The following is a 21,571-nucleotide window of genomic DNA, read 5'->3' on the forward strand; positions in this document are numbered from 1 at the left end:
CCGGCGTCGACGCATGGCTTGTGGCCGATGGCCTTGGCTGATGGAGGAGTAGTTCGTGTCTGCACCCAATGAACCCAACACCTCGGCTCCGCCGGGTAGTTCGTCGGCTTCCCCGGCCGCCGGGGCCGCGCCGTCGTTCGCGCAGGCGTACGCCCGCCGGCCGCCCCGTCCCGCGCGCGGCCTCCTGCCCGGGCGGCGGGTATGGATCTCCCTCGCCTCCGCGGCCGGCATCGTCACCGTCAGCACGCTGGCGGTGACCCTGGCCCAGAGCAGCGCGAGCGGCGACACCGCGACGCACCACCGCACGGTCTCGGCAGCGGGCGCCAAGACCGGCGCGCCGGGCAAGGGCGGCGCATCCGGGGCGAACGGAGCCGACGGCCTGCCGGGGTCGCCCGGCGCGCCCGGGGCACCGGGAGCCCCCGGGGCGGACGGGCTGCCCGGCGCGAACGGCCTGCCCGGAGCCGACGGATCGCCGGGCGCCCCGGGCGCACCCGGCCAGGCCGGCGCCGCGGCGACGACGCCGCCCGCCGCCGATCCGCCGCCCACGACGCAGCGCCCCGCCGCACCGCCCGCGCCCAAGCAGACCCCGGTCAAGCAGGAACCGCGGAGCGAGGCGCCCAAGCCCATGGTCGGCGGCCCGGGGCCGGCGATGCCGCCGTCGAAGCCGGACGTCCCCGGCAGCCCGCTGCGCAACCCGGCCTCCGGGAAGTGCCTGAGCGGCTCGGCCGGTTCCGACGGCACGCCACTGATCCTGTGGTCGTGCAACGGCGACGTGAACCAGAAGTGGGACATCCGCCCCGACGGCACGATCCGCACCAAGGGCCTGTGCATGGACGCGGCCTGGGGCGGCACCGCGTCCGGCACCGTCGTACAACTCGCCTACTGCAGCGGCAATCCCGCCCAGCAGTTCGCGCTGCGCAACAACACCCTCTACACGAAGACCGCCAACATGTGCGCCGACATCTGGAACAACAACTCCGGCGACGGCGCGGCGATCCGCCTCTACGCCTGCCACGGCACCTGGAACCAGGCCTGGACGCGCTGACCCTCGCCCGGCCGGCCGACACCGCCCCACCGACCGCGGGTCACCCGATCACACCACCGCCGAACCGGTGACGTCCGCGCCGGCACCCATGTCGGAGCAGGGTGCCGGCGTACCCCCGGGGGACGCTGGTCGGATGATGGACACAGGGACCGGGCCGGACCCGGCCGACGAGCCGAGCCACGCCGGCGGCGGGCGGGCCGACCCCCGAACCGAGGCGTGCCCGGCCGCTGCCGGCGGTGATCGGCGGCCCGGCCGGGATCGCCGGATACACCCTCGGCGTGCTCGCGGCCACGGCGGTGCGCGCGGTCGTCGCCCGCCGCCCCGGCGCGCGGTTTCGGGCCGTCACCTGGTGGGTGTACTACATCGTGGCCGGCGTCGGCGCGGTGGTGGGCCTCGTGTGGTCGGCACGTGCCCAGCGCCGGCTGCGCTCGCTCCAGGGCCTGGATCCGTCCTCACCGTGGAACGGCCTGATGATCGTGGTGATCGCGCTGGGCACCGGGCTGCTCCTGCTCGTCCTCGCCCGGGGACTGCGGCCGGCGGCCCGCACGTTGATCCGGACACCGATCGGCTGACAACCTTCATGACGCGACACCCGGTTCGGCATTGACGGTTCGCCGACACGACGTGCTTCGGGGCGGCGGCGCCGGGTCAGTAGTCGACGCGGTCGGGTTTGGCCACCCATGCGTCGAACGGCGCGGTGCGGTTGGGCAGTTCCAACTGCTCGACCCGTGTAGGCCACATCGACCTCGGCTTCTTCTCGAACAGGTCGTAGAACTTGCGGTCGTCGAATCCGGCCACCGCGGCGTCGTGCCGGTCGGCGCAGTAGACGATCCGGTCGACGCGCGCCCACAGTGCGGAGGACAGGCACATCGGACACGGTTCGCACGAGGTGATCAGGACACAACCGTCGAGCGAGAAGGTGCGCAACTCCCGGCAGGCGGCCCGTATCGCGCTCACCTCGGCATGCGCGGTCGGGTCCAACGTCGCGGTGACCCGGTTGTGCCCGATCGCGATCACCTTGTCGGCCTTGGCGACGAGCGCGCCGAACGGACCGCCCCCGCCGCTCACGCTGGTGGTGGCGAGCCTGATCGCCTCGTCCATCCAGGCGCGTTCGCGCTGTCGAGCGGGCGTTTCCTGGGCATGCGCGGTCACGGTGACTCCATTCGTGGGTGTGAAAAATCGAGGTGCGCGGATGCGCCATGGGGTGCCTGGACGCGCCGACTCGGCGCGGTCGTCACGGCTCGATGCGGCAGATGTGCTCCGGGCCGACCGGGGTGTGCGTCAGGTTCAGCCCCGTCGCGTCGCGGATGGCGTTCACGATCGCCGGGGTGGCGGAAATGGTCGGCGGCTCACCGACACCGCGCACCCCGTACGGCGCGTTCGGGTCGGCCCGCTCGATCACGTCCACCGTCATCGGCGGCATGTCCACGATGGTCGGGATCAGGTAGTCGGTGAACGACGGGTTGCGCACCCGGCCGTCCCGCACCAGGATCTCCTCCATCACGGCGAGCCCGAGGCCCTGTGCGGAGCCGCCGTGGATCTGCCCGACGACGGCGTCCGGGTTGACCGCCCTGCCGACGTCCTGCGCGCAGTCCAGGCGCACGACCTTGACCAGCCCCAGCTCGGTGTCCACGTCCACCACCGCCCGGTGTGCGGAGAAGGCGTGTTGCACGTGCACCCGGGGGCTCTGCCCACTCACCGGGTCCATCGCCCAGGTCGGCCGGTGGTGGAACTCCCGGGTCTGCTCGATCGTGTCGTCGCCGAGCACGTCGGCGAGATCGGCGAGCACGCCGGTGGTCGCGGAGACGACCTTGCCGCCGCTCAACGACAGGTCGGCGGGGTCCTCGCCGAACCGCCGGGCGACACGCGCGAGGAGCACCTCGCGCACCGCCCGACACGCGTCACGGACCGCGCCGCCGGTGATGTAGGTCTGCCGGGACGCCGAACTCGACCCCGCGTCGCCGACGGCGGTGTCGTTGGGGTGGATGTTCACCCGCTCCACGCCGAGTTCGCTGCGCGCGATCTGCTGCTGCACGGTGACCAGGCCCTGGCCGACCTCGGCCGCCGCGGTGTGCACCATCGCGACCGGGGCGCCGCCGACGACCTCAAGGCGTACCCGCGCCGTGGAGTAGTCGTCGGCGCCCTCCGCATAGGAGATGTTCTTGATGATCACGCTGTAGCCGACGCCGCGCACGACACCCTCGCCGTGCGTGGTGTTGGATCCGCCGCCCGGCAACTCCCGTACGTCCACCGGATCGTCGCTGTGCTCCGGCGGCAGGGGCAGGCGTTCCAGGCGTTCCAACAACTCGGCGACCGGGGCCGGGTAGTCCAGTACCTGCCCGGTGGGCATGGTCGAGCCCTCGGCGATCGCGTTGATCCGGCGCAGCCGCGCCGGATCCATGCCCAACGCCTTCGCGAGCTTGTCCATCTGCGACTCGTAGGCGAAGGCGGGCTGTACCGCGCCCAGGCCGCGCATCGCGCCGCACGGGGGGTTGTTGGTGTACAGCCCCCACCCCTCGATCACGACGTTGGGCACCTCGTACGGCCCGACGCCGAGCGAGGTGGCGTTGCCGACCACGACCGGGGTCTTGGAGGCGTACGCGCCGCCGTCGAAGTACATCCGCGCCTTGACGTAGACGAGCCTGCCGTCCCTGGTCGCGCCGTGCTCGTAGTACATCTTCGCCGGGTGCCGGTGAACGTGGCCGAAGAAGGATTCCTCGCGGTTGTAGACCATCTTCACCGGGCGGCCGGTGCGCAGCGCCAGCATGCAGCAGTGGATCTGCATGGACAGGTCCTCGCGGCCCCCGAAGGCGCCGCCGACCCCGGACATGGTGAACCGCACCTTCTCCAACGGGAGTCCGAGCGCCCGCGCGGTCTGCCGCTGGTCCACGTGCAGCCACTGCGTGGCCAGGAACAGGTCGACGCCGCCGTCCCCGTCCGGGACGGCCAGGCCGGATTCGGGCCCGAGGAAGGCCTGGTCCTGCATGCCCACGGTGTACACGTCCGACACCACGACGTCGGCCCGGGCGTTCGGGTCGCCCCGGGTGATCGGCTGGTGGCGCACCACGTTGCCGCCGGGGTGCAGGCTGGGCAACGTGTCGTCGTGCGCGGCTCGTTCGGGGTCGGTGATCGGCTCGAACACCTCGTAGTCGACCACGATCTTCTCCAGCGCGCGCCGCGCCGTCTCCGGGTGGTCGGCCGCCACCAGCGCGAGCGGCTCGCCCTGGTAGCGCACGACGTCCTCGGCGAGCGCCGGCGTGTCGGCGACCTTGAGGCCGTAGACGTTCTCGCCGGGCACGTCCTCGTGGGTCAGCACCGCGTACACGCCCGGATGCGCGAGTGCCGGGCCGATGTCGATCGAGACGATCCGCGCATAGGGGTGCGGGCTGCGCAGCGTGGCGCCCCACAGCATGTCCTCCGCCCACAGATCGGAGGAGTAGGCGAACTCCCCGCGCACCTTGAGCGTGCCGTCCGGCCGCGGCGGGCTGTCGCCGATCCCGCCGGCGATCACGTCGTCGAGGTCCTGCGGGCTGCGCGCGGGTGAGGTCGGCACGACCATCGGGGAGCCTCCACTGTCCGGATACCTGTGTGAGGAGTACACAGCACCTCCGGCGGGCCCGGTCAGCGGTCGAAGACCCGAAATCGCCCGGGGGCCGGGACCGGCTCTCCGTAGACTCCTACAAGAGCGCGTCCATGTCGTCGCCGCATGTCACACCTTTCGCCACCGTGCCATGGCGAACGAGAACACCCCGAACAACATCAGCCCGACCGCGACCACCCCGAGCAGCGGCGGACCCGCCGCCGTGTCGGCGAAGGTGCGCAGCGTGTCGTCGAGGCCCTTGGCCTTGTCCGGGTCGTACTTGGCCGCCGCGACCAGGACGAACACCCCGGCCGCGGTGAACACGGCGCCGCGGCTGACCCCGCCGGCGACGCCGAGCGTGTCGACCACCCGCTCGGTGCGGGTCGACATGCGCCCGAGTTCGAGGTGGTCGCGATACTTGCGCAGCAGCGCCCGTACCGCGATCCAGACCCCGGCGACGACCACCACGAGCCCCGCCGCGGCCACCAGCCAGCGACCGGCGGGCAGATCCAGCGCCTCGGCGGTGGCGCCCTTGGACTGCTTGTCGGAGGCTCCCTCCTCGGAGCCGCCCGAGCCGCCGGAGCCGTCCTTGCGCCCGGCGGCCAACGCGATCACCGAAGCGGCGACGAACGCGTAGAACCCGAACCGGGCCAGCGACGCGAGCCGCTTGGAGGCATCACGCCCGCCGGGCCCCGCCGCGCCGAACACCGCCTCGGACAGCCGCCACAACGCCATGCAGGCCAGGCCGATCCCCAGTGCCCACACCAGGAAGCCGCCGAACGGCTGCCTGGCCAACTCCTTCACCGCACCGCCCCGATCGGCCTGCCGGCCGGAATCGCCGACGGCGATCCGCAGGGCCAGGATGCCGACCAGGAGGTACACCACGCCCCGCGCCACGAATCCCGCGCGCCCTGCGGCGGCCACCGCGGTACCGCCCGCCGCGGAACGTCCCACGGCGGTGTTTCGTAGTCCGGTCGTCGTTGTCCTCATCGCGAAGAGACCCTTCTGTGTCCGTCTCCTCGCGCCTGCCCCGAGGCCGGCTTTCGATGCCGCCCGGCCGGCGACGGGTCGATCGCGCGGCGCCGCGCCGCCGGGGTTCAGAAGGTCAGATGCGCGGCCACCGGGGCGTGATCGGAGCCGGCCGCGCCCTGGCGTTCGACGGGCTGCGCGTTGATCGACGGCAGCGGGCCGTCGGCGCCGGTGAACACCTCCTCGAGGCGTTGCAGCAGTTGGTGGCTGACCAGGAGGTGGTCGATCAGTTCGCCCTGGCCCTCGAAGACACGGGAGACCCGCTGTTCCACGGGGATCTTCAGGCCGAGGTTCCACAACCGCGCCGCGTCCCCCTTGTCCGGATGCTCGAATCCGCCGGTGCCGATCTGCGATCCGGGCGGGCCGTACATGATCTGCGTGGTCGCGGCGAGCGGGGTGTCGTTGAGGTCGCCCATCACGATCACGTCGCGGGTGCGACCGTCGCCGCCGAGCAGTTCGTCCGCCAGGGCACGCATCGTGGTCGCCTCGGCACCGCGCCGCCACAGCGCGTACGCGGCGTAGCGGGCACGTTCGCCCTCGTTCTTCGGGTTGTGCCGATTTCCCGGGTAGGTCAGCAGCTTCGACTTCAGGTGGCACACCGCCGCGTGCAGGGTCCGGCCGGGCACCGGTTCCAGGGTGACCGCGAGCCCGCCGCGACCCATCGCGTTCAGGGGCGCGCCGGTGTCCGCGGTCTGCAGCGGGGTGAACTGGCTGGGGAAGGCGGTGACATCGGCGGTCACCGTGAGCGGGTGGCGGCTGAGGAACCCCACCCGGATCCGCCGACCGTCCGGGTGCGCGGACAGCTCGGTGTGCCACGTCCCGTCCAGGCGGCCGACCAGGTCGTCGAGCGCGTCCGGGTTGCCGACCTCCTGCACCCCGAGCAGGTCCGGGTTCAGCCGATCGATCGTGGCCGCGAGCGCATCCAGCTTCGCGTCGAACTCGGCTTGTGTCTTCGGGCCGTCCTGTTCCCCCGGCAGGAACAGGTTCTCCAGGTTCCACGTCGCCAACGTCACCCGCATGGGGCACCTCCTGCTGTCCGGCATGCCGCGCGTACGCCCGGCCGCACCCAGTCTCCGCGCGATACGCCTCCGCGTCCCGTCGAATCCCCGGACACACCTCGCCGTTTCACCCGGACGCCACGGCCGACACCGCCCCGGGCGCGTCGGCCTCCCCGCCGCCCGGGAATCCGACCGACTACCCCGCCGGCGTGCCGCGCCGCGCCGAATCGCGCAGCCGCTCGGCGAACGCCAGTACCGAATCCCGGAGTTCGTCCGGTCGCTCGACGACGAACGGCCGGTCCAGGGACGCCAGCAGGGCCGGCACCCAGTCGAGTCGTTCCGCACGAAGCTCCACCCGGCACCAGGGGGCGGCGTCCGGATCGGCCCCGCCCGGAGGGGACGCCTCCGCGACGATCGCGAGCGCCGCGGGGAGCCGGGCCCGGATCCGCTCGGCCGTTTCCCGCACCAGCACGCTCACCTCGTGGCGGTAGGGGGCGCGGGCGAACCCGGTCAGCACACGCTGCGCCGGGTCGACGTCGGCGGGCGGCTCGAACGTGCCGGGCAGGGCCCGGGCGTCGGCGATGCGATCCAGGCGGAGGGTACGGTCCTCGCCGGCTCCGACGTCCAGGCCGGTCACGTACCACCGGCCCGAGTGGGCCACGAGCCCGTACGGGTGCAGCGTGCGCTCGCCGCGCCAGCCGTCGGCGGCGGTGTATCGGAGCGAGATCGGCCGGTGATGGCGCACCGCGTCGGCGATCGTGAGCAACACCGCCGTCTCCGGAGCGGTCGGCTCGCCCGGCTCGGCGGTGAAGGCGAGCGAGTCGAGCACGGCGTCGAGTCGCCCGGCGAGCGCTCGCGGCAACACGCGCCGGATCTTGGCCGCCGCCGTATCCCCCGCCGTCCCCGCCGCCGTGGTCAGGGCCGCCCGCCGACCCGCGATCAGGCCGAGCAGCACGGCCAGCGCCTCGTCATCGGTCAGCATCAGCGGGGGCATGCGGTAGCCCGCCGACAACCGGTAGCCGCCATAGCGCCCGCGCACCGACTCGACGGGGATGTCCAGGTCGACGAGATGTCGGACGTACCGCCGCACGGTGCGCTCGTCGACCTCCAGACGATCGGCGAGTTCGGCGACGGTACGGGTGCCGCCGGCCTGGAGCAGTTCGAGGAGGGCGAGCACGCGGGTGGTGGGTCGGGCCATGACGGTAAGTCTCTCGCGAATACCGGGCGGATTCCGTCCGGTATCACCTCTAGCGTGTCACCGAAGGCACCGACCGACACCCGGCGGCGCATCGACCTCTCAGGAGAAACCCGTGAACCTCGTCTCGATCCGCATCATCACCGACGACGTCGACCGCCTCGTCGACTTCTACGAGCGGGTCACCGGCGTGCCGGCCACCCGGTTCACCGAGGACTTCGCCGAACTCGCCATCGGCTCGACCACCCTCGCGATCGGCGGCACCCGCACCGTCCCCCTGTTCGCCCCCGGCTCCGCCCACGCGGGCGACAACCGCAGCGTCATCATCGAATTCCTCGTCGACGACGTGGACGCCGTCCACCGGAACCTGACCGGCGACGTGAGCGACTTCGTCAACGAGCCGACCACGATGCCGTGGGGCAACCGCGCGCTTTTGTTCCGCGACCCCGACGGCAACCTCGTCAACTTCTTCACCCCCGTAACCCCGGCCGCCATCGCGAAATTCGCCCGCTGACGTGGCACGTCGACGCTCGGCCGGCCCTGGTTGACCTTCCCCCTGGGGCAGGCCACACCATCGGTGGGGCCGGGCAACGGGCCCGGGACGAGGAGAAGAGCCGGTATGGAGTTGTGGACCATCGGCGCGTTCGCCAAGGCCTCCCGGCTGTCGCCCAAGGCGCTGCGCCTCTACGACGAACTCGGCCTGCTGACACCGGCGCGTGTCGACCCGGCCACGGGATACCGCCTGTATGCGCCGGAACAGTTGGACCGGGCCCGGCTGGTCGCCTGGCTGCGCCGGTTGGGCATGCCGCTGACCGGGATCCGGCACGTATGCGAACTGGAGGCCGGCCCCGCGGCCCGGGAGGTCCGGGCGTTCTGGGCCGGGGTCGAGGCCGACGTCGTGGCGCGCCGGGATCTGGCCGGCTTCCTCGTCGAGCACCTGTCCCGGAGGGATTCAGCCATGACCACACCCACCCGCCCCCTGGGCGTTCGTTACGCCGCCCTGTCCGACACCGGCCTGGTCCGCCCCACCAACCAGGACACCGCGTACGCGGGGCCCCACCTCCTGGCCGTGGCCGACGGCTACGGCACGGCGGGCGCCGAAGCCGGCGCGGCCGCCGTCGACGCCCTCAAGCACCTCGAAACCGCCGGCATCCCGGCGGACGGCCTGCTCAACGTGCTCGAGGACGCCGTCGAACAGGCGAAGCAGGCCGTACACGGCGTCACCGGCGCCGACTCCGCCGAAGCCGGCGGTACGACCCTGACCGCGATGCTCTGGACCGGCGCGCACCTGGCCCTGGTCCACATCGGCGACTCCCGCGCCTACCTCCGGCGCGACGGGGAGCTGTTCCAGGTCACGCAGGACCACACCATCGTGCAGTCGATGGTCGACGAGGGTCGCATCACCCCGGAGGAGGGCGCCTCCCACCCCCAGCGATCACTGCTGCTCAAGGCCCTGGGCCATGACACCGACGCCACCCCCGACCTGCGGTTGCGGGACGCCCGCCGGGGCGATCGATACCTGCTCTGCTCCGACGGCCTGTCGACGATCGTGCCGCCCGAACAGATCCACCGCGTGCTCGCCGAGACCCCCGACCCCGGCCGCGCCGTTCGCGAACTCGTCGCCCTCGCCGACGACTCCGGCAGTCCCGACAACGTCAGCTGCGTGGTCGCCGACATCGTCGAACCGTGCGAACAGACGTAGCCGGCGGCCACGATCGGGGCGGCGGGGCTCACTCGACCAGGGCCGGGGCGAAGTAGTCGCGCAGCCGGGCGATCCTGCCGTCCCGGACGCGGAAGATCTGGACGAGGCACACCGCCGTGTCCGCCTCGCCGTCCTCGCCGTCGAAGACCGAGTCGATCTCGGCGATGAAGACGTCGGGGTCGGAGGTGACGTGCAGGACGTAGCCGGATTTCTCGAAGTTGGGCGCAGGGCGGTCGGTCTTCGCCTGCTGCTCGTAGTGGGCCGCCATCGCGCTGCGGATCTGCGCCCGGCCCACCAGTCGCCGGGGGAAGGCGGCGTCGGCGGGGACGAGCGGGGCCTCGAAGACGCCATCCTCGGTGAAACACTCGGCGAGGGCGTCGGCGTTGCGGGTCACGGTTCCCGAGTGGATGTACCTACCGAAGATCTCCTGCGGCGTTGCGGACACCACAACCTCCTCGAACGTGGACGTGGACGTGGACGCGGACGGCGATGCGAACGCGGACGGGGATATCGACCACCTCATCACAACGCGGCCCGCCGAGACCCGATTTTGCCGATCGATCACCTCCGCGGCGCCGCTGTCGCGGGGGGCGATTCGGCTGGATTGCCGCCTTGTTCGGCGGCCGGGGGCGGCCGATACTGACGTGAGGTCGCCGGTCCTGTCGCGGGGCGGGCGGGCGTGTGCGTCCGCCGTGGCCGACAGCCGCCTGCCGGAGGGGGAGACCGCTCGATGGGTAGCGGAGATCTGCGTCGGTTCCACCGGGATCCGTTGGGATTTCTCGACGGCCTGTCCCGTGCTCGTGCCACGGATGTCTTCGCACTGCCCTGGGGCGGTTGGTGCGTGGGCGACTCGGACCTGGCCCTGGTGGTGCTGCGCGATCCGGAATTCAACGGAGGGCTGTCCACCTTCTATGGCGACCTGTTGCCCTCGCGATCGGCCCAGGTCGCGCTCGGTCACACGATACGCAACACCATCCGACCGCGATTACCCGAGTATCGCGCGAACTTGGCCGCGGCAGTGGCCGAACTCCCCACGGCCGCACGGTGGCCCGAAGCCGGCCCCGCGCTGGTGTATCGATGTCTGGCGGACCTGCTGCTGCATCCGACGTCGCCACCCGAACTGCGGCTCCTGCTGGCGCGATCCGTCGGCGCCGGTCTGCTGATCCGCTCACCCACGATCCGCGGCCGTATGCGCGCCGAGCTGCTGCGCCCCAGGCTGTTCGCGGCGCTGACCCGGGACATCGCGCAACGTCGGGCACGCGGCGTCGGTCCGGGCGAGCCGCGCGATCTGCTCGACGCCGTCATCGGCGGTTGTCCCGAGGAGACGCGGGACGCGGTCGTGGCCGAGCTGTACCTGCTGCTGTACCGGTCGATCGTGGGCAACGTCGGCTACGCCGTGGCCTGGAGCGTGCTGCTGGCCGGTCTGCACGGCGTGCCGGGTGAGCCGTGGCCGTGGCCCGCCGAGTGGATCGTGCGCGAGGCCGCGCGGCATCGTCCGTTCGTCTGGATGGTGGGCCGCCCGACGCCGCGTGCGGTCGAGTTCGGTGGTGTGGCGCTGCCGCTCGGCGCGATCCTGTCGGTCAGCCCCTACCTGCTGCATCACGACGAAATGCGCTGGAGTCGGCCCGATCTCTTCCGGCCCGAACGCTGGGCCCGACCGCAGGCGTGTGGCCCGTATCTGCCGTTCAGCACGGGCCCGTTCGTGTGCGGCGGCGCAGTCATCGCCCAGACCATGGCCACCGACGCGGTGGCGGCGCTGGCCGACGGTGCCCGCCTGAGCGTCGTCGGCGGTACGGCGCGGCCGGCCGTGACCAACGCCGCCGCGCCGCGCCCGTTCACCCTGAGCCGCACCACCAAGTCCTTGACCCGATTGCCCGCTTCGAAGAGGAGGTGACCACCATGATGGCCGTCATCCGGCGCATTCTCACCAACACGCCGCCGCTGATCTGGAACCCGAAGGACCCGTGGTGATCCACGCGCGACCCGAACGGCCCGCACGGCGGACGTACCCACGCCGTGCGGGCCGTTCATCCGGCCGGAGCCCGGTCGGGCCCCGGCCGGGCGACGTGTCCCCGTCCGCCCCCGTGATCTCGCGGACGGGAACGACGCAGCCTCAGGTGGTGTATCCGCCGTCCACCGCGAGGGCGGTGCCGGTGATGTACCGACCGCCCGGGCCCGCCAGATAGGCCACGGCGGCGGCAATGTCCTCGGCCTTGCCGTAGCTGCCGAGGGCGGTGAGGGATCGTTGGAAGTCGGCGCTGTCGCCGTCGGCCGGGTTCATGTCGGTGTCGATCGGGCCCGGGTCCACGAGCGTGGCCGTGATCCCGCGCGGACCCAACTCCCGGGCCAGGCCCTTGGTCAGCCCGATCAGCGCCGACTTCGCCGTCGCCTGGAGCACGAAGTTCGCCCCGGGGACGCGCCCGTTGAAGCACGACCCGATGCCGATGATCCGCCCGCCCTCGCCCATGTGCCGGGCCGCGGCCCGTGCCGCGGTGAACACGGACCGGATGTCCACCGCGAGCACCCGGTCCAGTTCCGTGTCGGAGACCTCGGTGAGCGGGCCGTAGGTGAGGAAGCCCGCGTTGTTCACCAGGATGTCGATGCGGCCCAGTTCCGCGACCGTGCGCTCGACTGCCTCGGCCGCGGCGTCGGGCTCGGTCAGGTCGGCCCGTACGGCCACGGCCCGCCCGCCGGCCGCCTCGATCTCCTCGACCACCGCGCGCGCCCGGTCGGCCGCCTCGACGTAGGTCACCGCGACCGCCGCCCCCTCGCCCGCCAACCGCTTCGCGATCGCCGCGCCGATGCCTCGGCTGCCGCCGGTCACCAGTGCCACCCTGCCGGTCAGGTCGCCCATCGTCGTCTCCTCCTGCGTGGACGCTGTGTTCGTCGTGCCGGCAGAGTAGGAGTTGACACCAGTGTCAGGTTCAAGCGGTCGTTCACGGCGAGGTGCGGACATGCGGATCGGCGAACTGGCCCGGCGCAGCGGGGTGAGCGAGCGCTCCCTGCGCTATTACGAGGCCCAGGGCCTGCTGCGCGCCGAACGCACCCCCGGCGGCCAACGCGACTACGGCGAGTGGGCGGTCGACCGGGTGATCCGCATCCAGACCCTGTACGCAGCCGGCCTGCACAGCAGGAAGATCGCCGAACTGCTGCCCTGCATCCGGGACACCGACGGTCGAGCGAACGAGAGCGCCACGCCGGTACTGCTGGTCAACCTCACCGCGGAGCGCGAGCGGATCGACACGATGATCACCGACCTGCTGCGCTCGCGCGACGTCCTCGACGAGGTGATCGACACGGCCTCGGAGGGCGTACCCGCCGATCCGGCCGGTCGCGATCTCGGCCTCGGCGCCGGGCTCGGCCGCCGGGGCTGACCCGGCCGGCGCCGTCCGGGTCACCCCGCCGTCGGGTCGGCCAGGAAACCGGTCACGGTGGCGGCGTACAGCTCCGGGTGGGTCGTGTGGGGGACGTGTCCGGCGCCCTCCAGTGGGCGGATCCGTGCGTGTGCGATCGTTTCGGCGAGGCCGCCGACGATCTTCGCGTACCACGGCGGGCTGGTCGTGCCGTAGCTCAGCAGCACGGGGACGGTGAGCGCGGACAGGCCGGTGACGTCGATCTCGTCCCAGTGCGGATCGTTCAGCTCGTCGAGGAACGTGCCCGCGTTGCCGACGAAGGTCTCGCGTACCCGGTCGGGCAGCCGCTGCCACATCCCCGGCCCGAGCGCGACCTCCTCGACGAACAGGTGCGCCCCGCCCCGGTCGTCGCCCGCGCTCAGCCGCTCGACCACCGCGTCGATCCGATCCTGGGCCACGCGCATCAGCGGCCGCAGTTGCGGGTCGTTCGCCACGGTCGCGAACAGCGGCGGCTCGTGCGCGACCAGGCTGCGGAACAACTCGGGTCGGCGCGCGCCCAGTCCGAGGGCCGTGGAGGCGCCGAAGGAGTTGCCGACGACGTGCGCCGGTCCCAGGTCGAGCCGTTCGAGCAGCGCCGCGAGGTCGTCCTCGTCCTGGGAGCGGCTGCCCGGTCCGGTCCCGCCGCTGCTGCGGCTGTGGCCCCGGCGGTCGTACACGAGCACACGGTGGGAGGCGGCGAGCGCCGGCAGGACCGGCCCCCAGCCGGTGTGGTCGGTCCAGGAGCCGTGGACCAGGACGAGCGGGTCGCCCTCGCCCGTGACCTCGTAGTACAGATCCGCGCCGTTCAACCGTACGTGTGGCATGCCGCCTTCTCCTTGCTCGGGCCATGGGGAGGATCCGCCGTTCGGCCTCTCGGCAAACCGCGAACGCGCATCCGGTCTTACCAGACGCCGGGCATCCCCCGCACGGAGCAACACTGTCATCGGCGCCGCCCCGGGGTGGGATTCGCGAATTGGGCGCAGCGGGTGAATTCCGCGCGGGACCCTTACGCCGTGCCCGGTCGGGGCGGCACAATCATGCGACTCGAGACGAGGGGGCGAATCCTGTCCGTGAGCGACGTTTTTCCCGAACGGGTCCTGCCCGCGGGCCCGATCACCCTGCGACCGTTCACCGCCGGCGATGTCGAGGACACCCGAATCGCCTGTGCGGACGAGGTGATCCAACGCTGGATACCGCTGCCGCGCCCGTACTCGCCGCAGGCGGCCGTCGACTGGTGTACGAAGACGGCGCACACCCGGCGCGAGTCGGGCGACGGCATCCACTTCGTCATCGCCGACCCGGCCGACGACCGACTGCTCGGCGCGATCGGGCTGCGCCGCACCGACTGGGACGACCGGGTCAGCGAGGTGCGCCATTGGGTCGCCCCGTGGGCTCGCGGACGCGGGATCGCCGCCCGGGCCACCCGCGCGCTCGGGCACTGGCTGCTGATCGAGCAGGGCTTCGAACGCCTCGAACTGCGGGCCGCCGTCGAGAACATCCCCGCACGCAAAGCGGCCGTCCGGGCGGGCCTGCACCGGGAGGGCATCCTGCGCAATGCCGGCCGCCTGCACGGCGGCCGGGTCGACGTCGTGCTGTACGCACTGACCCGCTCCGACCCGTAGGGCCGCGCCGTTCTCGACCCGGGGCCGGCTCAGCCCAGTTCGGCCAGGTCCTGTCCGGTCAGCCGCAGCGCGCCGGCGGCGATGTTCTCCTCCAGGTGGGCAAGCGAGCCGGTCCCGGGGATGAGCAGGATGTTGGGCGAACGGGCCAACAGCCAGGCGAGCGCCACCTGCGACACGCTCGCCCCGTGGCGCGTGGCCACCGCGTCCAGGCGGGCCGCCGCCAATGGTTGGAAGCCGCCGACGGGGAAGTACGGGACGTAGGCGATGCCGGCCGCCGCGCAGGCGTCGATCAGTGCGTCGTCCTCGCGCCGGGACAGGTTGTACAGGTTCTGGACGCACACGATCGGCGCGATCGTCCGGGCCTGGGCGAACTCGGCGGCGGTGACGTTGGAGACGCCCAGGTGCCGGATCAGGCCCTCCTCGCGCAGCGCGAGCAGGGTTTCCAGGGGCCCGGCCAGGGGGGTCAGGCTCCGGTCGAGGTCGCCCATCCGCAGGTTCACCACATCCAGGCGGTCCAGGCCGAGCGAGCGCAGGTTCGCCTCGACGCCGCGGCGCAGGTTGTCGGGCGTGAGTCCGGTCTTGTCCGCCGCCGGCCGGGCGACGTCCGCGCCTTCGACCAGTGCGCCCACCTTGGTCACGATCACCAGGTCGTCGGGGTAGGGGTGCAGCGCCTCCCGGATCAGCTCGTTGGCCGCGATCCCGTCGCGCGCGTAGTAGTTCGAGGTGTCGATGTGGTTCACGCCCAGCTCCACGGCCCGCCGCAAAATGGCCAACGCCGTGTCCCTGGCGGGTGGTTCGCCCTGCGGCCACCCGGTCAACCGCATCGCCCCGTAGCCGATCCTGGCGACGCTCGTATCGCCGCCCCATGTCCATCGCTCTGTGATCACGGGCGACACCCTAACGACCCCGAAACCACTTGCCGATGTTTGCCGCACGGCTCCCATCGGCCCCATTCCTCCCCCCGTCCCCGGAACCAATCCTCTCGAAGCATCACCAAATCCCCCCGACGACCTCGTCCCGGCGACACCGGCGGTGCTTGTGTCGGACATCGGCCGTGTAGTGCGATGGCTCCCATGGTCTTTCCCATGACGAAGAGACGAGTCACCCCACTGGTCACCGCCCTGGTCGCCGGCTGCCTGTTCGCCGGCGCGCCGGGTGCCCACGCGAACGCCGCCGCCGGCCCGGACGACACACCGCCGGCCGCGGGCGCGCCGCCGAGGTTGGGCGTGGATCTCGACACCGTGACCATCCCGGAATTACAAACCCGCATGGCGCGCGGATCGTTGACCTCGACCGCGCTCACCGGCGCCTACCTGTGGCGGATCAAGACCGTCGATCCCACGATCAAGGCGGTGTTGCGCACCGACCCGACCGCGCTGCGCCAGGCCGCCGCCAGTGACGCCCGGCATCGGCGCGGGCAGAGCCGGGGTCCGCTCGACGGTATCCCCGTCCTGCTCAAGGACAACGTGAACACCCGCGACCTGCCGACCACCGCCGGCTCGACGGCACTGGCCGGCAGTCCGCCCGACACCGACGCGGTACTGGTGAGCCGGCTGCGCGCGGCGGGGGCGGTGATCCTGGGCAAGACCAACCTGTCCGAATGGGCCAACTTCCGTGGCGCCAGGCCCACTTCGGGCTGGTCGGCGGTGGGCGGCCAGACCCGCAACCCGTTCGTCCTGGACCGCAACCCCTGCGGCTCGTCGGCCGGTTCCGGCGCCGCGCTCGCCGCGTCGTTGTCGCAGGTGGCGATCGGCACCGAGACCGACGGCTCGATCGTATGCCCCTCCGGGGCGAACGGCGTGGTCGGCGTCAAACCCAGCCTCGGCGTGGTCAGCCAGTCCGGCGTGGTACCGATCTCCGCCGAGCAGGACACCGCCGGACCCATGGCCCGCAACGTCACCGACGCCGCGCTGACCCTGGCGGTGCTCGCCGAGGGCCGGGCGCCGCACCCGGCCGACCCGCTCGACCTCGCCGCCGCCTCCACCCGCCCCGACGGGCTGCGCGGCAAGCGCATCGGGCTGTGGCGCCTGCCCACGCTCGGCCCGGACGTGGACGCCCTGATGACCCGCACCGCGGCGCGCCTGCGCGCAGCGGGCGCCGAGGTGGTCGAGGTGAAACTCCCCTACCAGGAGCGCATCGCCGAACTGGAATTCCCGGCCCTGCTCAGCGAGTTCCACCGCGACATCGACGCCTACCTGGCCACCCGCGAGGGCCCGCGCGACCTCGCCGAGCTGATCGAGTTCAACCGCACCCACCCGGCCGAGCAGACCTGCTTCGCCGGGCAGGAGCTGTTCGAACAGGCCCTGGTCGCGCCGCCCACCACCGACCCGCGATACCGCGCGATGCGCACCGAGTTGACGGACCTGGCCCGCCGCTCGATCGACGAGACGCTGGCCGCCGAACGGCTCGACGCCATCGCCTCACCGACCAACCCGCCCGCCTGGACCACCGATTGTGCGCGCGGCGACAACGACGTGATCCCGTCCTCGACTCCGGCTGCCGTATCCGGATATCCGTCGATGTCGGTACCGGCCGGCTCCGTCGGCGAACTCCCGATCGGCCTGCTCCTGATGACCGGCAACCTGCGCGACGGCGAACTCCTGTCCCTGGGCGCCTCGATCGAACACCACCTCCACGCCTGGCGCGCCCCGCGCTACCTGCCCACCATCGGCTCCTGACCCCGTCCGACGGGCCCACCCGAACCACCGTTGCCGGCCGGGCCCGTCGGCTCGCTCCACCCGAACTCCCGCCGCCGCAAGGCGGCGTCGCGCCGATCGGCGGCACCCGAGCAGTCGGGCGCCCCGCGGTCCCGGACACCCCCGGAGGGGCCGGGTCCGCATGGGGCGCCCGGCTGCGCCGTTCGTGCGCCCGTGCGCTCTTGACCGGGGTCCGGGCCGGGCCGATCATGGCCGCCCTGCTTCCGATCACCGTCGGCGGCGGTCGCACCGCATGCGGGCGCCGGCCTCGCGACGAAAGGGGCCATCGTGCACGTCTCCTCCGGGATCGATCTCTTCGACGACGCCGTCCTCGCCGACCCCTACCCGACCTACGCCCGGCTGCGCGAACTCGGCGCCGCCGTACGGCTCGACGCGCACGCCGTCTGGGCCCTGCCGCGCCACGCGGCCGTCGCCGACGCGCTGCGCGATCCGATCGGCTACTCCAGCGAACGGGCCCTGGCCCTGACCGAGCAGGTCAACGAACGCGTCCTGACCGACACGGTGGTGGGCACCGACGGCGCCGCCCACGCGCGCCTGCGCCGGGTCCTCTCGCGCCAACTCGCCCCCAGGGCGCTGAAATCCCTCACCGCCGGCCTGTACGCGCACGCCCGCGCGCTGGTCGACGCGCTCCCGCGCGGCGAGGTCTTCGACGGCGTGGCCGACCTGGCCGCGCCGTTCGTCTCCGGCACGGTCATGCGCCTGATGGGCTTACCCGACCGGGACCGCGCCCGGCTGCTCGACCTCGCCGACGCGACGTTCGACACCTTCGGCCCCGACACCGCGCGCACCCGGGCCGCGTTCCCGCGCGCAGAGGAGATGTTCACCTACCTCGACCGCTTCGCCGCACGGGGGCGGGTCGCGCCGGACAGTTGGCTCGGCGCGATCCATGCCGCGGCCGACCGGGGCGACATCGACGAATCCCAGGCCGTCCCGCTGATGCTCTCCTACACCGTCGCCGGCATGGACACCACCATCCACGCCGTCAGCACCGCCCTGCACCTGTTGGCCGAACACCCCGCGCAGTGGCGCCTGGTCCGCGAGCGCGCCGTCCCGGGCGACGCGGTCTTCGCCGAGGCACTGCGGATGCAGGCCCCGATCCAGTGGTTCGGCCGCCGCGCCACCCGCGACATCCGGATCGGCGACACCGTCGTCCCGGCCGGCGACCAACTCCTCCTGCTCTACGGCTCGGCGGGCCGCGACCGCGCCAAATGGGGCCCGAGCGCCGACACGTTCGACGTCACCCGCCCCGACAGCCGCGACCACCTCGCGCTGGGCCTCGGCGTGCACCAGTGCGCCGGCAACCACCTCGCCGTCCTCGAACTCGACGCCGTGCTCACCGCCCTGGGCCGCCGCTTCCACACCCTCGCCGGCGCGCCCGACCGGGCGCCCACACGGCGGGTCCACAACATCCTGCGCGGCCTGCACACCCTCCCGCTCGTCGCCGCGTAGCCCGTCCCACCGCACGGCCCGTCTCGCCCACCGCGGATCCCGACCGGTACAGCCGATCCGATCGGGATCCGCGGGCGGGTCCGGGCTACGGCGCGGAAATCGCGGAGAGTTCGTCGGTCAGGTCGTCGAGCCCGAGCGACCCCTGCGACAGCGCGCTCATGTGCCACGCCTTCAGGTCGAACGCCGCGCCCTGCGCCCGTCGGGCGTTCTCCCGGCCCAGCAACCACGCGCGTTCGCCGAGCTTGTAGCCGATCGCCTGGCCGGGCATGGTCAGGTAGCGGGTCAACTCGCTGTCCACGAAGGCGTCGGGGAGGCTGCTGTTCGCGCCGAAGAACTCCTGCGCCAGGTCCGGGGTCCAGCGCTCGCCGGGATGGAACGGCGCGTCGGCCGGGATCTCCAGTTCCAGGTGCATGCCGATGTCGACGATCACTCGCGCGGCGCGCATCATCTGCGCGTCGAGGTAGCCCAGGCGGCGCTCGGCGTCGGTGAGGAAGCCCAGTTCGTCCATGAGGCGTTCCGCGTACAGCGCCCAGCCCTCGGCGTTGGCGCTGACCACCCCGACGGTGGCCTGGTAGCGGGACAGGTCGCCGGCGATGTGCGCCCACTGGGCGAGCTGGAGGTGGTGGCCGGGGACACCCTCGTGGTACCAGGTCGACACGAGGTTGTAGACCGGGAACCGGTCGCGGCCCATCGTCGGCAGCCAGGTCCGGCCGGGGCGGCTGAAGTCCTCGGACGGCTGCGTGTAGTAAGGCGCGGCGGCGCTTCCCGGCGGTGCGATGCACGACTCGACGCGGCGCACCCGCTCGGCGAGGTCGAAGTGGGTGCCGTCGAGGTGCTCGATCGCCTCGTCCATCAGGGCCTGCAGCCAGGCCCGCACCTCGTCGACGCCCTCGATGTGCGTACCGTGCTCGTCCAGGTGCGCGAGCGCCACCCACGGCGTCGCGGCGCCGGGCAGGACCTTCTCCGCCTCGTGGCGCATCTCGCCCAGGAGGCGGTGGTACTCCGACCAGCCGTAGGCGTAGGCCTCGTCCAGGTCGAGGTCGGCGCCGTTGAAGTACCGCGACCACACGGCGTACCGCTCGCGCCCGACCACCTCGGGGGCGTCGGCGACGGCGGGGGCGTATACGTCGCGCATCCAATCACGCAGCTCCACCACGGCGGCGGTCGCCGCGCGTGCGGCCTCGTCGAGTTCGGCGCGCAGGGTCTGCGGGCCGGCGGCGGCGAAGTCCTCGAACCAGCCGCGCCCGTTGCCGTCGGTGTCGGCCCACTCGCCGAGCTGGGCGACACACGCCCCGGTCGGGCGGGGCGCCGCGTACAACTTGCGCTCCAGGCCCAGCTCCAGCGACTTGCGGTAGCCCGAAAGCGCGTGCGAGACCGCACGCAGCCGCTCGGCGATCGCGGCCCAGTCCGCGTCCGTCTCCGCGGGCGTGACGGTGAACACCTCACGCACGAAGTGCATCGGCGTGCCCATGTTCCCGACGGTCCGCAACCCCTCCCCGCTCTCGTGCACGGCCAACTCGGCCGTCAACCGCTCACGCAACAATCGGGCACACCGCCGCTCGACCGCGGCCTCCGCCCCATCCCGCTGCTCGGCCTCGGCGAGCGCGGCAAGCGTGCCCCGAGCCAACGCGGCCCGCGCCTCCTGCCCCTCGGGAGACAGATCGGGCAACCGCCCGGAACACTCCGCAACCCCGAGAAACGTCCCCATCACCGGATCGAGCACAACAAGTTCGTCGACATAGGAATCGGCAAGCTGACGCGGAAGCGGAACACTGTTGACTGACATGCCCCCATCCTCATACGCCGACAACCCCCACGTCACCCGGGTTCCCCCACCACCCACCCCAACCCCCACCCGAACCCCCCACGAAAGCCCGAACATGCGCCCCACCACCCACGACCCCGACTACGTCGCCATCGTCGCCCGCCGCATTCTCGACAACGTCCGAGAGACGCCCGAACTGGCCGCACTTGCCGCGCCGTTGAGGTTCGAGACCACACCGCGTGGCATCGTGATGCGGCCCCCTCCGGACGTGACGCACGGGGACATCCTGGACAACCTGCGCTCCTTCCTCGCCTCCCTGCCGCGCGACGGCGCCGCCGAGCGGGCGTTGCGGGAGAACACCTCGGTGGAGTTCGGCGCGTCCGAGCGCACCCCCGACCTGGTCGTATTCGACCCGTCCTGCCGCGTCCTGGTCCGAGCCGGCAAGGCCATGTCCCCCGCCGGGATCCTGGTGCTGGTGGAGGTGACATCGAATTCCACCCGACGCGAGGACCTCGACCGTGACGATCCGGCGGCCAAACCACGCCAGTACGCCGCGAGCGGCATCCCGCTGTATCTGGTCGTCGACCGCCGCAGGGCCGAGGTACTGCTCTTCCGCGACGCGATCCACGGCACCTACCCGGCCCCGACCGTCTTCCACGTCGGTGAACCCGTCTGGCTCCCCAAGCCCTTCTCCGCCGCCTGGCCCACCGAGTTCATGAAGGACCTCCTCCAACCCCGCCCGCCCGCGCCGCCCGCCAGGGGTGCTTCGGCGTTCGCTCGCGCGCAGGTGAACCACCGTGCCGCCTGGCACGGTTCGAGGAGGATGGGGCGCCGCCCGGATGCGGCGGCGCGTCGCGTGGTCGTGGGGGGGGGGGGGGGGGGGCCGGGGCCCCCCCCCCCCCCCCCCCCCCGGGGGGGGGGGCGGGGGGGGGGGGGGGGCGCCCCCCCCCCCCCGGGGCGCGGGGGGGGGGGCGGGGGGGCGGCGCCGGGGGGGGGGGGGGGGGGGGGGGGGGGGGGGGGGCGGGGGGGGGGGGGGGGGGGGGGGGGGGTGGGGGGGGGGGGGGGCGGGGGCGGGCC

19 protein-coding genes and 1 pseudogene are annotated in these 21,571 nt (G+C 72.7%); 10 read left to right on the plus strand and 10 right to left on the minus strand.

What is annotated here, in order from left to right; translation table 11 throughout:
* Nucleotides 1–55: 55 nt before the first annotated feature.
* Together ACFXKZ_RS38375 and ACFXKZ_RS38380 are read left to right on the plus strand one after the other, a co-directional pair.
* A complete protein-coding gene (locus ACFXKZ_RS38375) occupies nucleotides 56–1,045 on the plus strand; it encodes a ricin-type beta-trefoil lectin domain protein (protein ID WP_380007870.1) in 990 nt (329 codons plus the stop codon).
* Between the two features lie 236 nt (nucleotides 1,046–1,281).
* Entirely contained in the window at nucleotides 1,282–1,617 is a 336-nt protein-coding gene (locus tag ACFXKZ_RS38380) for an alpha/beta-hydrolase N-terminal domain-containing protein (RefSeq protein WP_380007873.1), read from the plus strand.
* A 76-nt stretch (nucleotides 1,618–1,693) separates the two neighbouring features.
* Here the strand turns inward: ACFXKZ_RS38380 and ACFXKZ_RS38385 are convergent, their stop codons facing one another.
* The 5 genes from ACFXKZ_RS38385 to ACFXKZ_RS38405 all read right to left on the minus strand — a co-directional run bounded on the left by ACFXKZ_RS38385 (nucleotide 1,694) and on the right by ACFXKZ_RS38405 (nucleotide 7,850).
* Entirely contained in the window at nucleotides 1,694–2,197 is a 504-nt protein-coding gene (locus ACFXKZ_RS38385) for a nucleoside deaminase (RefSeq protein WP_380007876.1), read from the minus strand.
* 82 nt (nucleotides 2,198–2,279) lie between these two features.
* Nucleotides 2,280–4,604 carry a xanthine dehydrogenase subunit D gene (gene pucD, locus ACFXKZ_RS38390; protein ID WP_380007879.1) on the minus strand — a complete coding sequence of 775 codons (2,325 nt, stop codon included), beginning with the start codon at nucleotides 4,602–4,604 and terminating at the stop codon, nucleotides 2,280–2,282.
* Between the two features lie 150 nt (nucleotides 4,605–4,754).
* Nucleotides 4,755–5,615 carry a DUF1206 domain-containing protein gene (locus ACFXKZ_RS38395; RefSeq protein ID WP_380007882.1) on the minus strand — a complete coding sequence of 287 codons (861 nt, stop codon included), beginning with the start codon at nucleotides 5,613–5,615 and terminating at the stop codon, nucleotides 4,755–4,757.
* A gap of 107 nt (nucleotides 5,616–5,722) precedes the next feature.
* The gene (locus tag ACFXKZ_RS38400; protein WP_380008069.1) at nucleotides 5,723–6,667 is read right to left on the minus strand and encodes an endonuclease/exonuclease/phosphatase family protein; all 945 of its coding nucleotides are present in this window, start codon (nucleotides 6,665–6,667) and stop codon (nucleotides 5,723–5,725) included.
* Nucleotides 6,668–6,848: 181 nt separating this feature from the next.
* A complete protein-coding gene (locus tag ACFXKZ_RS38405; protein WP_380007885.1) occupies nucleotides 6,849–7,850 on the minus strand; it encodes a helix-turn-helix transcriptional regulator in 1,002 nt (333 codons plus the stop codon).
* A 112-nt stretch (nucleotides 7,851–7,962) separates the two neighbouring features.
* Here ACFXKZ_RS38405 and ACFXKZ_RS38410 point away from each other — a divergent pair, with 112 nt between their 5' ends.
* A complete protein-coding gene (locus tag ACFXKZ_RS38410; protein ID WP_380007888.1) occupies nucleotides 7,963–8,361 on the plus strand; it encodes a VOC family protein in 399 nt (132 codons plus the stop codon).
* Nucleotides 8,362–8,466: 105 nt separating this feature from the next.
* Complete coding sequence (locus tag ACFXKZ_RS38415) at nucleotides 8,467–9,549, plus strand: MerR family transcriptional regulator (protein ID WP_380007891.1); 1,083 nt, start codon at nucleotides 8,467–8,469, stop codon at nucleotides 9,547–9,549.
* A gap of 28 nt (nucleotides 9,550–9,577) precedes the next feature.
* Here the strand turns inward: ACFXKZ_RS38415 and ACFXKZ_RS38420 are convergent, their stop codons facing one another.
* Nucleotides 9,578–9,994: a nuclear transport factor 2 family protein gene (locus ACFXKZ_RS38420; RefSeq protein ID WP_380007895.1), complete on the minus strand. Its 417-nt coding sequence runs from the start codon at nucleotides 9,992–9,994 to the stop codon at nucleotides 9,578–9,580.
* Nucleotides 9,995–10,279: 285 nt separating this feature from the next.
* Here ACFXKZ_RS38420 and ACFXKZ_RS38425 point away from each other — a divergent pair, with 285 nt between their 5' ends.
* Complete coding sequence (locus ACFXKZ_RS38425; protein WP_380007898.1) at nucleotides 10,280–11,443, plus strand: cytochrome P450; 1,164 nt, start codon at nucleotides 10,280–10,282, stop codon at nucleotides 11,441–11,443.
* Between the two features lie 219 nt (nucleotides 11,444–11,662).
* Here the strand turns inward: ACFXKZ_RS38425 and ACFXKZ_RS38430 are convergent, their stop codons facing one another.
* Nucleotides 11,663–12,403, minus strand: a complete 741-nt coding sequence (locus tag ACFXKZ_RS38430) for an SDR family NAD(P)-dependent oxidoreductase (protein ID WP_380007901.1) — start codon at nucleotides 12,401–12,403, stop codon at nucleotides 11,663–11,665.
* Between the two features lie 100 nt (nucleotides 12,404–12,503).
* Between ACFXKZ_RS38430 and ACFXKZ_RS38435 the strand changes: the two genes are divergently transcribed.
* Nucleotides 12,504–12,923: a MerR family transcriptional regulator gene (locus tag ACFXKZ_RS38435; RefSeq protein ID WP_380007903.1), complete on the plus strand. Its 420-nt coding sequence runs from the start codon at nucleotides 12,504–12,506 to the stop codon at nucleotides 12,921–12,923.
* A 20-nt stretch (nucleotides 12,924–12,943) separates the two neighbouring features.
* Here ACFXKZ_RS38435 and ACFXKZ_RS38440 read toward each other — a convergent pair whose 3' ends face one another.
* Entirely contained in the window at nucleotides 12,944–13,765 is an 822-nt protein-coding gene (locus tag ACFXKZ_RS38440; protein ID WP_380007906.1) for an alpha/beta fold hydrolase, read from the minus strand.
* Between the two features lie 246 nt (nucleotides 13,766–14,011).
* On the opposite strand from ACFXKZ_RS38440, the gene ACFXKZ_RS38445 reads away from it, so the two are divergent.
* The gene (locus ACFXKZ_RS38445) at nucleotides 14,012–14,563 is read left to right on the plus strand and encodes a GNAT family N-acetyltransferase (RefSeq protein WP_380007909.1); all 552 of its coding nucleotides are present in this window, start codon (nucleotides 14,012–14,014) and stop codon (nucleotides 14,561–14,563) included.
* 29 nt (nucleotides 14,564–14,592) lie between these two features.
* On the opposite strand, the gene ACFXKZ_RS38450 is transcribed toward ACFXKZ_RS38445, so the two are convergent.
* The gene (locus ACFXKZ_RS38450; protein WP_380008072.1) at nucleotides 14,593–15,387 is read right to left on the minus strand and encodes an oxidoreductase; all 795 of its coding nucleotides are present in this window, start codon (nucleotides 15,385–15,387) and stop codon (nucleotides 14,593–14,595) included.
* A 261-nt stretch (nucleotides 15,388–15,648) separates the two neighbouring features.
* Here ACFXKZ_RS38450 and ACFXKZ_RS38455 point away from each other — a divergent pair, with 261 nt between their 5' ends.
* Both ACFXKZ_RS38455 and ACFXKZ_RS38460 read left to right on the plus strand, forming a co-directional pair.
* Complete coding sequence (locus tag ACFXKZ_RS38455) at nucleotides 15,649–17,241, plus strand: amidase family protein (protein WP_380007912.1); 1,593 nt, start codon at nucleotides 15,649–15,651, stop codon at nucleotides 17,239–17,241.
* 306 nt (nucleotides 17,242–17,547) lie between these two features.
* Complete coding sequence (locus tag ACFXKZ_RS38460; protein WP_380007915.1) at nucleotides 17,548–18,729, plus strand: cytochrome P450; 1,182 nt, start codon at nucleotides 17,548–17,550, stop codon at nucleotides 18,727–18,729.
* 85 nt (nucleotides 18,730–18,814) lie between these two features.
* Here the strand turns inward: ACFXKZ_RS38460 and ACFXKZ_RS38465 are convergent, their stop codons facing one another.
* Nucleotides 18,815–20,515, minus strand: a complete 1,701-nt coding sequence (locus ACFXKZ_RS38465) for a DUF885 domain-containing protein (RefSeq protein WP_380007918.1) — start codon at nucleotides 20,513–20,515, stop codon at nucleotides 18,815–18,817.
* Nucleotides 20,516–20,609: 94 nt separating this feature from the next.
* Here ACFXKZ_RS38465 and ACFXKZ_RS38470 point away from each other — a divergent pair.
* A pseudogene (locus ACFXKZ_RS38470) lies at nucleotides 20,610–21,173 on the plus strand (Uma2 family endonuclease); the annotation flags it as partial.
* Nucleotides 21,174–21,571 lie beyond the last annotated feature (398 nt).

Source organism: Embleya sp. NPDC059237 (genome assembly GCF_042754105.1).
Classification (GTDB): Bacteria; Actinomycetota; Actinomycetes; order Streptomycetales; family Streptomycetaceae; genus Embleya.

What these genes read in the sequence shown, in the direction of transcription:
- ACFXKZ_RS38430 (WP_380007901.1), bottom strand. Translation starts at nt 12,403, where the DNA reads ATGGGCGACCTGACCGGCAGGGTGGCACTGGTGACCGGCGGCAGCCGA.
- pucD (WP_380007879.1), bottom strand. Translation starts at nt 4,604, where the DNA reads ATGGTCGTGCCGACCTCACCCGCGCGCAGCCCGCAGGACCTCGACGAC.
- ACFXKZ_RS38405 (WP_380007885.1), bottom strand. Translation starts at nt 7,850, where the DNA reads ATGGCCCGACCCACCACCCGCGTGCTCGCCCTCCTCGAACTGCTCCAG.
- ACFXKZ_RS38415 (WP_380007891.1), top strand. Translation starts at nt 8,467, where the DNA reads ATGGAGTTGTGGACCATCGGCGCGTTCGCCAAGGCCTCCCGGCTGTCG.
- ACFXKZ_RS38450 (WP_380008072.1), bottom strand. Translation starts at nt 15,387, where the DNA reads ATGCGGTTGACCGGGTGGCCGCAGGGCGAACCACCCGCCAGGGACACG.
- ACFXKZ_RS38455 (WP_380007912.1), top strand. Translation starts at nt 15,649, where the DNA reads ATGACGAAGAGACGAGTCACCCCACTGGTCACCGCCCTGGTCGCCGGC.
- ACFXKZ_RS38395 (WP_380007882.1), bottom strand. Translation starts at nt 5,615, where the DNA reads ATGAGGACAACGACGACCGGACTACGAAACACCGCCGTGGGACGTTCC.
- ACFXKZ_RS38465 (WP_380007918.1), bottom strand. Translation starts at nt 20,515, where the DNA reads ATGTCAGTCAACAGTGTTCCGCTTCCGCGTCAGCTTGCCGATTCCTAT.
- ACFXKZ_RS38425 (WP_380007898.1), top strand. Translation starts at nt 10,280, where the DNA reads ATGGGTAGCGGAGATCTGCGTCGGTTCCACCGGGATCCGTTGGGATTT.
- ACFXKZ_RS38435 (WP_380007903.1), top strand. Translation starts at nt 12,504, where the DNA reads ATGCGGATCGGCGAACTGGCCCGGCGCAGCGGGGTGAGCGAGCGCTCC.
- ACFXKZ_RS38440 (WP_380007906.1), bottom strand. Translation starts at nt 13,765, where the DNA reads ATGCCACACGTACGGTTGAACGGCGCGGATCTGTACTACGAGGTCACG.